This is a genomic window from Acinetobacter sp. A1-4-2, assembly GCF_040233925.1.
Classification (GTDB): Bacteria; Pseudomonadota; Gammaproteobacteria; order Pseudomonadales; family Moraxellaceae; genus Acinetobacter.
On the sequence record NZ_CP157981.1, the window covers coordinates 261,470 to 275,125 of the forward strand.

A 13,656-nucleotide genomic window follows, 5' to 3' on the forward strand; every position below is an offset into this window, starting at 1 on the left:
TTTATATACTTCAAAAGAGGAAGAAACTAGATATTTGAGGGAATTATGGATTTGCTTACGGCGATTAATATTTTTAATGATGCAATTGAACTTTGTAAGAATAAAGAATATATCGAAGCAAAAAATCTTTTGTTAAAAATATCAAATAATTCTGATGAGTTAATTGAAATCTATGCTAAGGCACAAAAACAATTAGGATTAGCATATTCTCAATTATCGGAAACTAATTTAGAAATTGAGGCTTATCAAAGAGTTCCTTTTAATTGTATTGCTGAGTATTCAGAAGCCCAATTTTTGTCAGGTATTACTTATTCTTCAATGAATGAAAATGAACTGGCACTAGAATATCTAAAAAAAGTACCAAAGTCTGTAGAATCTTTTTATATGAGATCTCAATATCATATGGGGATAATATATCGCTCTCAAAACAAATATGATTTAGCAATTGATACTCTTCAAAATATTTCAAAAATATTTATGCTAAATCTCAATATTTATTAGCATTGATATATCGAAAACAAAATAAAACAGATTTGGCAATTTATACTTTAAATAAAGTTTCTTGTGAGATTAAAGAGGAATATGCAAAGGCTCAGTATTTTTTAGGGTTAATATATAATATTAAAAAAGAACGAGATCTAGCAAAAGCTGCATATAAAAATGTTTCGAGTGATATTTTAGAAGAATATAGTAAAGCTCAATTTATGTTAGGTGTAATGGAGCAATCAATTCTAGAGAAATACAACTATTGGGTAAATATACCTAAACAGAGTGAACAATATAGAATAGAAAGTTATCAAATTAATATTGCCAAAAGTATTGTTGAACTATTAGATGATCAATTCAAAAATGAGTTGTATAAAATTTTTGATAAAATCAGTGAAATTTTAAAAAAATTATTTGTAAATAATATTTATGAAGAAAGAATTGCTCACTATACAAATTTGAAAGTATCTAAATTATTACTCTCTAGAAAAGCAAACAACGAAAAATTTGAACCTCTATCTCGATTACGATTAAATACGATCAATTTGATGAATGATCCTGAAGAAGGACAACTTATTAACAGATTACTAGGCCTTGATTCAAAAATTACCACTCAAGATTCTGCATTTATTGCTTGTTTTACATTACATCATGATTCTTTGAACCAATTTCGGTTATATGCAAAAGAAGAACAGCAAGAAGCTTCAGGTTTAAGCCTGGTACTAGATAAAGACTTTTTTGCGAAGGAACATAATGCCGCGAGAATCTATAAAAAAGATATTCTTTTAAATCAAGATCCAGCTAAAGATGGAGAGAATACACTTGCAGCTATGCCTTTATATCGTTGTATTTACTTCGACCCTAGTTCAGGATTAATTAAAGTTGCTCAGCGTGAAAAATGGAGCTTTTGGCGTGAGTTTAAGCTAGAAGGTAAATGTCGATGGTATGAAGAAAATAAGTTAGCGGAAAATAATTGGAAAGAATATATTCATGGTAAAGATCATCAAGATGGAATAAAGGAAATTGAAGACAGTGTAAAAAAAGGTTTGGAGGAACTTTCGAAGTTAGTTGCAGCGATGAATTTTGATGAAATGAACTCAAAAGAACATGAGCTTTTAGCAGAAATTGTCTTACCTTTACGGTATTTGATGAAACATATGGCATTTAAAGAAGAACAAGAATGTCGAATTGTCTATGTAACTAAAATGGAAAATCCTTTAGTTAAATATGACAAAGAAATTAAACGTATCTATATTGACTATGAGCCTTCGGTGATGGAGCATTTAGAAAAAATTTATCTTGCTCCAAAAGCAAAAGACGAAAAAACTTTTATGGAATATTTGTGCGCGCATGGTCAAAACGTGCGTCAGCATAAAGTCACTAAAGAAAGTAATGGACGTGTACAGGTTAAAATTTCTCAAAATCCATTTCGCTAATATAGTGCCACCTTCGGGTGGCTTTTTTTATGAATTCCATTTGAGGGCATATTCCTGAATTTGAGAAAAATAGGATTTTAAATAGTGCTCACATAATTTACAGGCTAAATGAGCTCTCTTCAGCTTGTCCTAATGGTCAATTAATGGCTTTGTATAAACTGATTTACTGTTTGAGTATAGGAATTATTTTGCCCCAGTGACTGGTTGATTTCTCTGTGTGAAAGCGGGACAGGCAATAACTGGGCTTGAGTCCCTGATTTTTGTGCTTGTTGAATAAATTGCCGTGCCTGGGTACAGGGCTGGTCTGCCCGAATTGTGGAACAAACGGCGAGAAATGCTGGGAGCGTTTGGTGTAATTGATGGATAGGGGAAAGCGCTTTCCAGTTTGATGGTTGATTTCCAAAGGCTTGATCATAAAACCGTGCATGTCGGGTTTGCATAATAGTTTCGACATTATAGGCAGCACTGTCTAAAGCCACTGTAGCACGCCAGGGCTGGGGCTGCGATGTCAGCCAGAGGGGGCGTGTAGTGAGTAGGCTGACTAAGTGTGCACCTGCTGAATGTCCCATCAGAACCAAACGTTTAGGATCAGCATGCCAATTTTCAGCCTGTTTCTGGATATAAATAAGTGCTTCTGCAATATCTTGGGTTTGTTGTTGTACGCTGACCTCAGGAACCAATCGATAATTGAGGGAAATAAATACCCAGTTTTGTTTGGTCCAATATGCCACTTTGTTTTTGACTACAGCCGCATTGTTTTTATCTCCAGTGGTCCAGGCTCCTCCATGTACCATCACAATTAACGGTGTCAGCGTTTTATCTGGGAAAGCTTTGGTGGGGGAATAGATATCCATGACCTGTTGAGCATGAGGCCCATAAGCAATATTTTTCAGGACTTTGGTTTTATGCATTAAGCTTGTATCAGAAGAATCCGGATAGGCCGGTGAATTGCAACAGAACAATGTAAATATCAAGCAAAGGCGTTTTTTCATTCTCGTGATCCTTCCCATTTAAATAATATTAAATAAAGCCGCTGTGTTATTTAAAATTTTTCTTATAAAGTGATGTATCGATGGGAATACTTTAACTGATTTCTGATTTCGAACAATTGATCCTTCACATGTCGAATCGATTTTTTGGTATTTTAATTAAAATTAAATTACAACATTCAACATTAAAACTTGGAAAAGTAACATTACGCGGATATTAACTTCACACTCATGACGTATGCTGTAACAAATAGCCAAAAGGACATATCTCATGAAAAAGTTAATGAGCGTGATGGCAATGGCAACCCTGTCGACTTTTATGCTGGCAGGGTGTGATTCTATGTCTCCAAGAGAGCAACGTATTGGCGCAGCTGCACTTGGTGGTGCGGTTGGTGGTGGTGTGGGTAATCAGGTTGGTGGCGGTATCGGTGCAGCTGTCGGTGGTGGTGCGGGTGCAGCAGTAGGCAGTAAAACCCAGGGTGGTTCTAACCGTAATGCGACCTATAGTGGTGTCGGTGGTGCTATTGGTTCTGCGGTGGGTAAAAGTATCTTTGGGGGTAATGCCGGAGCTGCCATTGGTGGTGCCATTGGTGGTGGAGCAGGTGCAGCCATTGAAGAGAAAAAACGTTAATGAAGTTTGAAAATCTGATAAAAAGCGCTTGTTCATCAGGCGCTTTTTTGTCAATTATGGTTGGCCTGTGATTTTTTTCGGCGGATATAGATGGTTTTTTCTACCTCGGCAATCCGTACGCCCAATTCATCAAAAATATTTATATGATAGTTTCGGTATACCGGGGCGTGATTTTCAGCAAGTCGCTTAATCTGGTCAATTTCTGTTGGATCGAGACGAATATCGGCATACACCGTACCACGACCGGGTGAGAGAAATTGTATGGATGCAGATTTATCCCACACAATGTATTTTGAACCCAGATGATGCATCAAAATCAGCATATAAAAAGGATCGACCATTGCATATAAACTGCCGCCAAAATGTACACCGACGACATTTTGATTTTTACGGGTTAGTGGCATTTTGATGCGAATATGATAATTCGCCAGATCAACTTTATCGATTTCAATCCCTGCGCCGCGGTAAGGTGCATAGCGATTTAACAAAAATTTAGAAATGGCAGGAATTGTCTGTAGTTTTTTGAAAAGGCTCATTTGGGTCAATTATTTTTTTTCGGCTTCAGAACATACTAAAACACAATGATCAGGCTGGCATTGATCGGATTGCCCAGATTCTGCAATAAATAGACAATAAAAGAATAGGATAAAAATTATATGCAAGCTCAAACACAATGGGTGGCTACCTCAGATCAGCAGCGTCTCTATGTCAAAACCTGGGGCAATGAGGCAAACCCTGCTTTAGTCCTGGTTCATGGCTATCCGGATAATCAGGAAGTTTGGGAGCTGGTCATTCAGCAGCTGATTCAAGATTTTTATGTGTTGAGCTATGACGTACGCGGTGCAGGGAAATCCTCCATTCCGAAACGGATTCGTGACTATCGGCTGGAACAGTTATCTTTAGATCTGGAAAGTGTGGTCAATACCGTATTGGAAGACAGCCCTTTTCATTTGGCAGCACATGACTGGGGTTCAATCCAGTCTTGGGAATCGGTAACCGAGCCGAAGTTTCGGGGGCGAATTTTATCTTATAGTACTATTTCCGGGCCCTGTCTGGATCATACTGCTTTCTGGATGCGTCAGCAATTTAAACAAAATAAGCCCAGGTTTTTTAAACAGCTGACTAAATCCTGGTATATCGCGGTGTTTCAATTGCCCTTGTTGGCGCCAGTCATCTGGACTTTATTTACGCCTGAAAAATGGGACAAAGTTTTGCAACAGTTAGAGCAGCAAAAAGATTTACCTTTAAACAGCCATATTGCTGCAGATGGAAAACATGGTATTGGACTGTATCGTGCCAACTTCATCCCACGTTTAACCCAACCACGTCAGCGTTTTGCTGTTTGTCCGGTGCAGGCGATTGTGCTGAAAAGAGACAATTTTGTCAGTCCGAAACTGATTGATGAAATGCCGAAATGGGCAGAAAATTTTCAGCGTGTAGAGATAGATGCTAACCATTGGGCAATATTGAGCCAAGCAGAGCTAGTGGCAGAATATATCAAAACATTTGCGCTAAAAAATAATTGAACAATTCTTTTGGATATAAATTTTAATTAAAATCAATTTTTTATCGTTTTTTGACTGAGCCGATTTATTTACAGTTTCAAAAGGGTGCATCTGTTAAAATAACGGCTTTTTATCTTCCTTAAAATTTTCATGAATGCAGTAGTAATTGCGATTGCCGTGATGTTTATACTCTCACTGGCACGAGTTTCTGTTGTCTTGACTTTGGTCATTTCAGCGATTATTGGTGGCTTGGTTGCAGGTCTAAGTTTGTCGGATACTGTAACTGCATTTAATGCGGGTCTGGGTGATGGGGCAGAAGTTGCCCTGGCTTATGCGGTATTGGGTGCTTTTGCTTTGGCCTTGTCAAAATCAGGCTTGCCTGATCTTTTGGCACATAAATTAATTGGTTTGCTGGGTGCGGAAGCCACGCATCAAAAAACCAGAAAAGTAAAATATTTACTGTTAAGCATTTTACTGGTTGCAGCCATTTTTTCTCAAAACCTGATCCCTGTGCATATCGCCTTTATTCCGGTCTTGGTTCCTCCTTTACTTAAGGTGATGAATCACATGAATTTAGACCGTCGTGCAGCAGCATGTGTACTGACCATGGGTTTGGTCGGAACCTACATTTTCCTGCCAGTCGGTTTTGGTTCCATTTTCCTTGAACAAATTTTGATGGGCAACATCAATAAAATTGGTGCAGCCTATGGCTTGCATGTAGATCGCTGGATGATGCCGATGGGGATGGCTATTCCGGTCATTGGCATGCTGATAGGCACGTTGACTGCTGTATTTTTCAGCTATCGCAAACCACGTCATTATATTGATCGTGCGGTTGCTCGTGTGACCACCATTGATCTGGACAAGCCAATTCGTGCGGGCGAAGTGAGTCTGCAAGCGGATGCCGAAGAACTCAAACACGAAGCAGAACAAGCGCCAGTCATCGCGAAAAAAACCATCTTTATGGCACTACTCGCGATTTCCTTGACTTTGGTTGCCCAGCTGTATTCAGGTTCCATGATTTTGGGTGGGCTGGTCGGTTTTGCGGTACTGTCTGCTGCGGGTATCTTCAAATGGCAAGAGGCCGATGATGTCTTTGTTCAAGGCATGCGCATGATGGCATTGGTCGGCTTCATTATGATTTCTGCGGCTGGTTTTGCTTCGGTGATGACGCATACTGGTGACATCAACAGCCTAGTGAATGGAATGGTACATCTGATTGGTGACAACAAAGCCTTGGCTGCATTTCTGATGTTGTTTATTGGTTTGTTCGTAACCATAGGGATTGGTTCATCATTCTCCAGTGTGCCGGTATTGGCAGTGATTTATGTACCGCTGTGCGTACAATTTGGCTTTTCTCCATTGGCCACTGTGGCCTTGATTGGTACCGCAGCAGCATTGGGTGATGCCGGCTCTCCAGCTTCAGACTCAACTTTAGGTCCAACTGCAGGTCTGGGGGTAGATGGTCAGCATGATCATATTTGGGATACGGTCGTTCCAACATTTATCCATTTTAATATTCCATTATTGGTATTTGGCTGGATTGCTGCAATGGTACTTTAATGAATTTTTAATTCATTTTATTGCTTATTTCAAAACATGTATTTAAAATAAATGTTATTAAATCATTAATATAATAAAACCAAGTAATATACTTGGAATATAATCATTAATCTGATTAACATGGTTGGTATTAAAAACCAACTATGTTGATCTGATTAAAATAAATAATTAATATTTTCAATAGTTTAAAAATAAATAAATTTAAAATAATTAATGGCTATTGCATATTAATAATAGGCATGTTTATTATTAATTAATGTTTAAATTTTGTAGTAATTATCCTTCTAGAGGTGATTTAAAATGTTAAAACAAGTTGCTCTTATCGCGTTAATGGGGATGTCTGCTTCTGCAATGGCAGGTCAATGGCAGGTTAAAGTCGGCGCGAGCTCTTTAGCTCCAACAGAAGACCAAAATGTATTAGCAAACGGTGCATTTACAAATGTAGAAGCTTCCCAAGAATACGGTTTTACTCCATCGGTAGAATATTTCTTTAATGATAATTTTTCTGCTGAATTATTGTTGGCAACTCCTTTTGAACACGATGTAACATCAAACGGTACAAAAATTGCTTCATTTAAGCATTTACCACCAACAATTACAGCAAAATATAATTTCAAAAACTCAACTGGTTTCACTCCTTATGTAGGTGTTGGTGCAACTGTGGTTATTCCTTGGGATGAGGAAATTGTGATTGAAGGGGCAAAATTAAATGCTGATGTCGGCTATGGTGTAGCAGGTCAAGTAGGTCTCAACTTCCAACCAGCTGATGCTAAAAACTGGGGTGTTTTTGCTGATGTACGTTATGCGGATGTGAAATCTGAGCTTGAATTAAATGGCACTGCTATTGGTGACCTTGAAGTTAATCCTTGGGTTTACACAATCGGTTATAGCTACAAATTCTAAAATAAAAATAGATATAAAATAAAAACAATAAATCAGCGCCAAAATCCCCATCCCTGATGGGGATTTTTTATTTCATGATTCAGTCACAATAAAGTACAGAAATTGAGCACTTTTATCCTGTTTAATCATTAAAAATGCGTTTAAGTTGAGAGTCTACAATAAGCTAAAAAAGCAGGAAAAATCATGAAATTATTCATTGTATGCAAAGTGGTCTTTTTTAGTCTTTTAAGTGGATCGGTGTATGCTGCAAGTTTTAATTGTGACAAAGCCCAGACTCCAACTGAATATGCCATATGCGAGCATCGAAGCATTAATGATGCGGATGTCAAAATGGCCACCACCTACAATATTATTAAACGTTTGGTGCCGATGGGAACACGCGGGGTAATTCAGGATGAGCAGGTCAAATGGTTACAGTTGCGCGACCAATGTGGCAATTCAAGCCGCTGTTTAAGCGAAGTGTATAAAATGCGCCAGCAAAAGCTGAATCTGTATATGGAGCGTGTGTATCAACAAGGGCCTTTTTAAGAAAAATTTATTTGACCCTATTGAAAAATCTTTAACTTACTCCATTCATTAAGCATCCAATAAAAACCATGTAATGAATTTAAGGAGTGATTTATGAGCGAACAAAGCGCACAAAAACATAGTTTCCAGGCGGAAGTAGCGCAGCTATTGCATTTGGTGACGCATTCTCTCTATTCAAACCCTGAAATTTTTCTGCGAGAACTGATCTCGAACGCTTCAGATGCCTGTGACAAGTTGCGTTTTGAAGGGATTAACCATCCTGAATATTATGAAAATGACCCTGACTTGCATGTACGTGTCAGTCTGGATAAAGAAAATAAAACCCTCACTATTTCCGACAACGGTATTGGTCTGACTCAACAAGAAGCGATTGATAATCTGGGCACCATTGCCAAATCAGGCACCAAGGACTTCATGTCTAAATTGTCAGGAGATCAAAAAGCCGATGCGCAGTTGATTGGCCAGTTTGGTGTCGGTTTCTATTCAGGCTTTATTGTGGCTGAAAAGATTACCGTGGAATCGCGCCATGCCGCTGCTGATGTCGCTGACGGTGTACGCTGGATTAGCACTGGCACAGGTGATTTCGAAGTTGAGCAAATCAATAAGGCTTCACGTGGAACAGACATTATTTTGCATTTGCGTGACAATGCACTGGAGTATTTAGAATCTTATAAAGTTAAGCAAATCATCAATAAATATTCTGACCATATTAGCCTGCCAATTGAAATGCAAAAAGAAATCTGGCAGCAAGAAGAAGCGGCTGAGGGTGAAGAAGCTAAGCCGGGTCAGATGGTAAAAACAGATGAATGGGAAGCCATTAACTCTGCCAGTGCACTTTGGACCCGCAATAAAAACGAGATCACTGAAGAGCAATATACCGAATTCTACAAGAATCTCAGTCATGACTTTGATGCACCTTTGGCCTGGACCCATAACCGTGTAGAAGGCAGCACTGAATATACACAATTGCTTTACATTCCAAGCAAGGCTGCCAGCAATCTCTTTACCCGCGAAGCCAAAGCTGGCATTAAGTTGTATGTCAAACGCGTATTTATTATGGATGAAGCAGATAACCTGATTCCAAACTACTTGCGTTTTGTACAGGGGGTGGTAGACAGTGCCGACTTGCCGTTAAACGTGAGCCGTGAATTGCTGCAAGAAAGCCGTGACGTGAAAACCATTCGCGAAGGGAATGCCCGCCGTGTGTTGACCATGCTGGATACTTTGGCAAAGTCTGAAGATGAAAAAGGCCAGGAAAAATTCAAAACGTTCTATGCTGAATTTGGTTCGGTAATTAAAGAAGGTTTGGGCGAAGACTTTGGTAATCGTGAGCGTATCCTAAAATTATTACGTTTCCCGACCTCGACCAATGATGAAATTTCAACTTCATTGGCAGATTACAAAGCACGCATGAAAGAAGGGCAGAAAGCCATTTATTACGTGACTGCAGAAAGCCTCAGTGCTGCGAAGAATTCGCCACAGCTGGAGCTGTTCAAGAAAAAAGGCATTGAAGTGCTGTTAATGGCGGATCGTGTAGATGAATGGGCGATGGAGTTCATTCATGAATTCGACGGAACGCCAATGCAAAACGTGTCCAAGGGTGCAGTAGACTTGGGCGACTTGCAGGACGCTGAAGAGAAGAAAGCCCTGGAAGCAGCAGCTGAGCAGTTTAAGCCAGTCGTGGACAAGCTCTCCGATTCTCTCAAAGCCAAAGCCCAACAAGTGCGTGTGACGACCCGTTTGGTCGATTCACCTGCATGTTTGGTAACAGGCGAGGGTGAGCTGTCTCCACAATTGATTCGCATGCTGAAACAGGCTGGTCAGGCAGTGCCAGAAAGTAAACCAATTCTGGAAATTAATCCTGAACATCCGCTGGTGAAAAAGCTGGAAGAATCGAACCAGTTTGATGACCTGGCCAATGTGATTTTTGACCAGGCAGTGATTGCTGAAGGCGGTTTACCTGATGACCCTGCAGCCTATGTAAAACGTATTAATAGTTTATTGCTGAAATAAGTCCTTTTCGCGTTAAGCAAAAAACCTCCCTCGGGAGGTTTTTTTTATTGCAGAAAAATAGGCGTATGGATAGCTCAACTTGTTATATTGCCCAACATTAGAACAATGCTTCCATACGCACTAATACCCCGAGAAAATGGCTACGATCTTCACGATGGTCATTGAGATAGTTTAAATCGCCTTGTAGGAAAAACCATTCACGCACAAAAGGTTGCCGCCATGAAATATAGGGTCCCCAACTGTTCAGGCGGAGGTCGTTATTGTTATAAAAACCGCCGGTATATAAGCCATAAGCAAAACGGTTATTCTGGAAAAATTGATGTTGTCTGAATAAATAATTATCCCAAGTGACATCGTCATCTTGCTTGTCGGCATAGGTCAGGCTGAGCTGATTGGATAAAAATGGCTGATTCGGCCGTGCATGGGTAAGTTCCAGATTGGTTCGCAAGTAGTTTTCACTATCTATGCCATAGCGGTAAATCTGTTCGGCATGAAATCTGAAATCATTTTCCAGTTGCCAGTCTCTGGACGCTTTAAGTCGTACATAAATATCATTCCCTGAACGAATCCCCAAATCCAGATCGGTTTCAAAAGGTAGCCGTTTGGAAAAATCTGACCAACGCAGGGCCAAGGAACTGTTACTTTCTTGCGTTCGTTCACGGTCTAAAGCTTTACTACTGGTGCTACCTGGATTTTCATCGGTAATGGCAACATTATTGTTCAGTTCGTTATCTAAAGAGTCATCACCGAATACCAAACTGATCTTACGTTCCAAGGTTGGAAGTTTAATTTTTCCGCGCAGACGTGGGCTAACTTCATAACCATCATGTTTATTCCAACTGTTATCGATAATCAGGCGTAGGGTTGCTGAAGCTGGATCATTTGGATCGGGTTGCCCAAACCATTTATCTATTTTATGGGAGCTACGGTCTGTCCAGTTGCGGATTTCATGTTGTTTACGGTCTAGCCAGCTTTGTTTTTCAGTGGCCTGGATCGGAGGGACAATCACTGCATCCGACTGTTGCGGTAAAACTGTCGGCATCGCATCAATCAGGCTTGGAATCTGACTGAGCAAATTAAAATCTGTTTCTGTTGCGTTAAGCTTTTGTTGATCAACCCCAGTTTCAGCTGAGCTTGACCAGCTGACAGTAGACATGAGTCCAGAGATCAACACACATAAGAGGGGGCTTAATAGAGATAATTTTTTTTTCCGCATATCCTTGCTCTTATATTGTCTGATGATGACTAGTCTGGTAAAAAATCACACTAAAAAGCAAGCTCTTGCTACAAAAAATAAAAACTTAATTTGAAATATGCTTTTGAATCTCTTTATATAATTCCCGGCAATTAATCGGGGAGCTGAATTGAGCAGTAATCATCTGAATCATTTGCCAGCTAATGCCATGATGGCGTTCCAATAAAAAATAAGGATAGGCCGATTCATTCTGTGACAGGGCTAAACGTTTGTGCCCATGAATAAGCCGTATTTTTTGTCGTTCTTTGAGTAAAAGTAGCGGTGTTTTAATATCGGCGGCACTTTCATCCAGCTGAATAATTTTTTGGGTTTGAATCAGTTGTGCAGGAATAAATGGCATATAGTTTTCATCATGCCAGATGCAAATGGCTTTATGCGTATAGACATCAAACAGGGATTCAATAGAGTTAAAATGATCGGCCAGGTCTATCCAGGGAATTGTCTTGATTGCAGCCAGGGCATATTGCTCAGCATTATTCAATAATGGCATTAACTGCATGGCCTGCGTCTGGTTTTCTGCACCCAGTAATGCCAAATATCGAACAAAACAACCTTGCTGATTGATCTGCTCTGCCAGATAAATTGGGTAATGCTGCCATTTTTCCAGGTCTGCACTATGTAACAGTAAATCTAGATACGGGGCAATTTCTGGCAGGCTGGGAATGTCTAAACGATATAGCTGCTGTAATGAGGCTTCTTCGCCAGGTAGCGAATGAATACGGGCGACATATTGATTGAGTTCCAGGGTTTCTGCAACATCTTTGATCATAGATGACGGAGCCACCGTATTCTCTATATCAGTGTGGGCGAGCATAGAAGCCGCCATCGGTAGATCAGGTTCTACAGCTGAAGACGGTTGCTGAATCTCGGCAGGCTGCTGGCTTTGCTGCGCAGATGTTTCAGTGGCTATCGGCTCTTGATCTGAATACAGCTCAGTTATGGATAAATCCATTAAATTGGATTGTTCATGTTCAGCAATGGTTTGAAGCTCATCAGCAGCTACAGTTAGATTGGTCTCAGTCTCAGTTAAAACACTCGTTAGCTTTGGTACAATCAAATTTTGAATCTGTTTGAGTTCGTAGTCTGTTTTTAGGCAACCATAGTTCTGTTGTTGTTGCAACATCCAGTGATAGGCATCCTCCAGATTTTCCCATTCGCTGATCAGGGCTGTACGATTTGCTGCCGGAATTAACCAGATTTGCCAACCGAGTTGAGGATCATGCAAAATAGCCCAGCCAAAATCTGGATGTTGATAAAGGGCTTGCTCTAGCGCTTTACCTTGCTGAAATACGCCACGAAAAGAGAGCTGAAACAGGGTTTGAGCGGCGAAATCTGTAGCTGCTTTTTCGGGCTGGCTATGGGATTTAAATTGTAAAATCTGTTTTTTAAAAATCGGTTCATCACATAAAGCAAAAATGTCTTTTATCCGGGCTTTTGAGCGGGCAATTTTAAAGAAAGATAAGGAACGTTGTTCCAAGCCATCGATGAGTTGATTTAATTCTTGAATCAGCTTGGCTTTTTCTAAGACATTCATGTGCTGATCTCACCTCTAGAGATGCTTTTGCGCTTTTTCTAGATAACTTGCCAATACGATATTAATCGCGAGTTCAAGTAACTTATATTCTGCAGACGTGGGCTGGGAGTAATGCTCAGCAAGCATGATCAACTGATCGGTGTTGATCGTTTGCGGAGGAATCTTGCCTTGAATCAGTGCTTGAAGTTCTTGCATATACACACTTCTTCTTGAGTGAATTATTTATTTAATTGTTTTGATTATATGTATTTAGTAAAAAAAAGCATGAAAAAAAATGTCAGTTTTTGAGTATTTATAGACATAATTTGCAAAAAATGTAAATTTTAAATAAAAAATAAGCAATTTTTTGGCAGGAGAGAGTAGAAATCTGCTGATCAGGCTTTAGCTGTCCTGTTATTTTGCAAAGAAAGGGATAAAAAGAAAGTGATGAAATGACAGATTAAAACGATGTTCTGATCGAACATAAGCTGGCGAACAAAATGCCAATTTATGCTGATAAAAAAAAACCAGACCACATTTGTTTTGTCTGGTTTTTTTTTATGGATTTTTAGATTAGGCAGCTGTTTTAGATGCAGTCACACTCTGTGTCTCAGCTTTAGCAACAGGTGCTTTTTGTTCAGCATTCACGGTTTCTGTTGCTTTGTTGACAGGAAAATCTGGGGTATAAACAATTTGAGCAGAAAGGTTAGCAGAGTAAGCCACAATAGCAACAGCGATAAGAGATTTAATCAGGTTCATCATCATTTTCCTTTAGTGAAAGGATGTCTGGTTCATTCAAAAATGAAGCAGGCAAGGAGAGAAATAAAAATAAAT

Annotated in this window: 14 protein-coding genes; 8 read left to right on the top strand and 6 right to left on the bottom strand. The window is 39.6% G+C overall.

Going from position 1 to position 13,656, the window contains the following annotated elements:
* Window positions 1-45: 45 nt before the first annotated feature.
* Both ABJ384_RS01235 and ABJ384_RS01240 read left to right on the top strand, forming a co-directional pair.
* Entirely contained in the window at window positions 46-501 is a 456-nt protein-coding gene (locus ABJ384_RS01235) for a tetratricopeptide repeat protein (protein WP_349928410.1), read from the top strand.
* A 32-nt stretch (window positions 502-533) separates the two neighbouring features.
* Window positions 534-1,922, top strand: coding sequence for a hypothetical protein (locus tag ABJ384_RS01240; protein WP_349928412.1), 1,389 nt, complete (start codon window positions 534-536; stop codon window positions 1,920-1,922).
* A 140-nt stretch (window positions 1,923-2,062) separates the two neighbouring features.
* Here the strand turns inward: ABJ384_RS01240 and ABJ384_RS01245 are convergent, their stop codons facing one another.
* Window positions 2,063-2,914, bottom strand: a complete 852-nt coding sequence (locus ABJ384_RS01245; RefSeq protein WP_349928414.1) for an alpha/beta hydrolase — start codon at window positions 2,912-2,914, stop codon at window positions 2,063-2,065.
* A gap of 268 nt (window positions 2,915-3,182) precedes the next feature.
* Between ABJ384_RS01245 and ABJ384_RS01250 the strand changes: the two genes are divergently transcribed.
* Window positions 3,183-3,542: a DNA transfer protein p32 gene (locus tag ABJ384_RS01250; RefSeq protein ID WP_086197247.1), complete on the top strand. Its 360-nt coding sequence runs from the start codon at window positions 3,183-3,185 to the stop codon at window positions 3,540-3,542.
* Window positions 3,543-3,592: 50 nt separating this feature from the next.
* Here ABJ384_RS01250 and ABJ384_RS01255 read toward each other — a convergent pair whose 3' ends face one another.
* Complete coding sequence (locus ABJ384_RS01255; protein WP_349928416.1) at window positions 3,593-4,078, bottom strand: DUF4442 domain-containing protein; 486 nt, start codon at window positions 4,076-4,078, stop codon at window positions 3,593-3,595.
* A gap of 120 nt (window positions 4,079-4,198) precedes the next feature.
* Between ABJ384_RS01255 and ABJ384_RS01260 the strand changes: the two genes are divergently transcribed.
* From ABJ384_RS01260 to htpG, 5 genes are all read left to right on the top strand, one after another.
* A complete protein-coding gene (locus ABJ384_RS01260; protein ID WP_349928418.1) occupies window positions 4,199-5,068 on the top strand; it encodes an alpha/beta fold hydrolase in 870 nt (289 codons plus the stop codon).
* Between the two features lie 129 nt (window positions 5,069-5,197).
* The gene (locus ABJ384_RS01265) at window positions 5,198-6,610 is read left to right on the top strand and encodes a Na+/H+ antiporter family protein (RefSeq protein WP_349928420.1); all 1,413 of its coding nucleotides are present in this window, start codon (window positions 5,198-5,200) and stop codon (window positions 6,608-6,610) included.
* Between the two features lie 300 nt (window positions 6,611-6,910).
* Window positions 6,911-7,513 carry an OmpW family outer membrane protein gene (locus tag ABJ384_RS01270; RefSeq protein ID WP_349928422.1) on the top strand — a complete coding sequence of 201 codons (603 nt, stop codon included), beginning with the start codon at window positions 6,911-6,913 and terminating at the stop codon, window positions 7,511-7,513.
* Window positions 7,514-7,696: 183 nt separating this feature from the next.
* Window positions 7,697-8,041 carry a lysozyme inhibitor LprI family protein gene (locus ABJ384_RS01275; protein WP_349928424.1) on the top strand — a complete coding sequence of 115 codons (345 nt, stop codon included), beginning with the start codon at window positions 7,697-7,699 and terminating at the stop codon, window positions 8,039-8,041.
* A gap of 93 nt (window positions 8,042-8,134) precedes the next feature.
* Window positions 8,135-10,054, top strand: a complete 1,920-nt coding sequence (gene htpG, locus ABJ384_RS01280; RefSeq protein WP_349928426.1) for a molecular chaperone HtpG — start codon at window positions 8,135-8,137, stop codon at window positions 10,052-10,054.
* A gap of 97 nt (window positions 10,055-10,151) precedes the next feature.
* Here the strand turns inward: htpG and ABJ384_RS01285 are convergent, their stop codons facing one another.
* The 4 genes from ABJ384_RS01285 to ABJ384_RS01300 form a co-directional block, all read right to left on the bottom strand.
* Complete coding sequence (locus ABJ384_RS01285) at window positions 10,152-11,270, bottom strand: hypothetical protein (protein ID WP_349928428.1); 1,119 nt, start codon at window positions 11,268-11,270, stop codon at window positions 10,152-10,154.
* Window positions 11,271-11,355: 85 nt separating this feature from the next.
* On the bottom strand, window positions 11,356-12,843 hold the full coding sequence (locus ABJ384_RS01290) for a hypothetical protein (RefSeq protein WP_349928430.1): 1,488 nt from the start codon (window positions 12,841-12,843) through the stop codon (window positions 11,356-11,358).
* A 15-nt stretch (window positions 12,844-12,858) separates the two neighbouring features.
* The gene (locus ABJ384_RS01295) at window positions 12,859-13,038 is read right to left on the bottom strand and encodes a hypothetical protein (protein ID WP_086197238.1); all 180 of its coding nucleotides are present in this window, start codon (window positions 13,036-13,038) and stop codon (window positions 12,859-12,861) included.
* 357 nt (window positions 13,039-13,395) lie between these two features.
* Complete coding sequence (locus ABJ384_RS01300; protein ID WP_349928432.1) at window positions 13,396-13,581, bottom strand: hypothetical protein; 186 nt, start codon at window positions 13,579-13,581, stop codon at window positions 13,396-13,398.
* Window positions 13,582-13,656: the final 75 nt, after the last annotated feature.

What these genes read in the sequence shown, in the direction of transcription:
- ABJ384_RS01265 (WP_349928420.1), top strand. Translation starts at nt 5,198, where the DNA reads ATGAATGCAGTAGTAATTGCGATTGCCGTGATGTTTATACTCTCACTG.
- ABJ384_RS01250 (WP_086197247.1), top strand. Translation starts at nt 3,183, where the DNA reads ATGAAAAAGTTAATGAGCGTGATGGCAATGGCAACCCTGTCGACTTTT.
- ABJ384_RS01255 (WP_349928416.1), bottom strand. Translation starts at nt 4,078, where the DNA reads ATGAGCCTTTTCAAAAAACTACAGACAATTCCTGCCATTTCTAAATTT.
- ABJ384_RS01295 (WP_086197238.1), bottom strand. Translation starts at nt 13,038, where the DNA reads ATGCAAGAACTTCAAGCACTGATTCAAGGCAAGATTCCTCCGCAAACG.
- ABJ384_RS01300 (WP_349928432.1), bottom strand. Translation starts at nt 13,581, where the DNA reads ATGAACCTGATTAAATCTCTTATCGCTGTTGCTATTGTGGCTTACTCT.
- ABJ384_RS01290 (WP_349928430.1), bottom strand. Translation starts at nt 12,843, where the DNA reads ATGAATGTCTTAGAAAAAGCCAAGCTGATTCAAGAATTAAATCAACTC.
- ABJ384_RS01270 (WP_349928422.1), top strand. Translation starts at nt 6,911, where the DNA reads ATGTTAAAACAAGTTGCTCTTATCGCGTTAATGGGGATGTCTGCTTCT.
- ABJ384_RS01285 (WP_349928428.1), bottom strand. Translation starts at nt 11,270, where the DNA reads ATGCGGAAAAAAAAATTATCTCTATTAAGCCCCCTCTTATGTGTGTTG.
- ABJ384_RS01275 (WP_349928424.1), top strand. Translation starts at nt 7,697, where the DNA reads ATGAAATTATTCATTGTATGCAAAGTGGTCTTTTTTAGTCTTTTAAGT.
- ABJ384_RS01245 (WP_349928414.1), bottom strand. Translation starts at nt 2,914, where the DNA reads ATGAAAAAACGCCTTTGCTTGATATTTACATTGTTCTGTTGCAATTCA.
- htpG (WP_349928426.1), top strand. Translation starts at nt 8,135, where the DNA reads ATGAGCGAACAAAGCGCACAAAAACATAGTTTCCAGGCGGAAGTAGCG.
- ABJ384_RS01260 (WP_349928418.1), top strand. Translation starts at nt 4,199, where the DNA reads ATGCAAGCTCAAACACAATGGGTGGCTACCTCAGATCAGCAGCGTCTC.
- ABJ384_RS01235 (WP_349928410.1), top strand. Translation starts at nt 46, where the DNA reads ATGGATTTGCTTACGGCGATTAATATTTTTAATGATGCAATTGAACTT.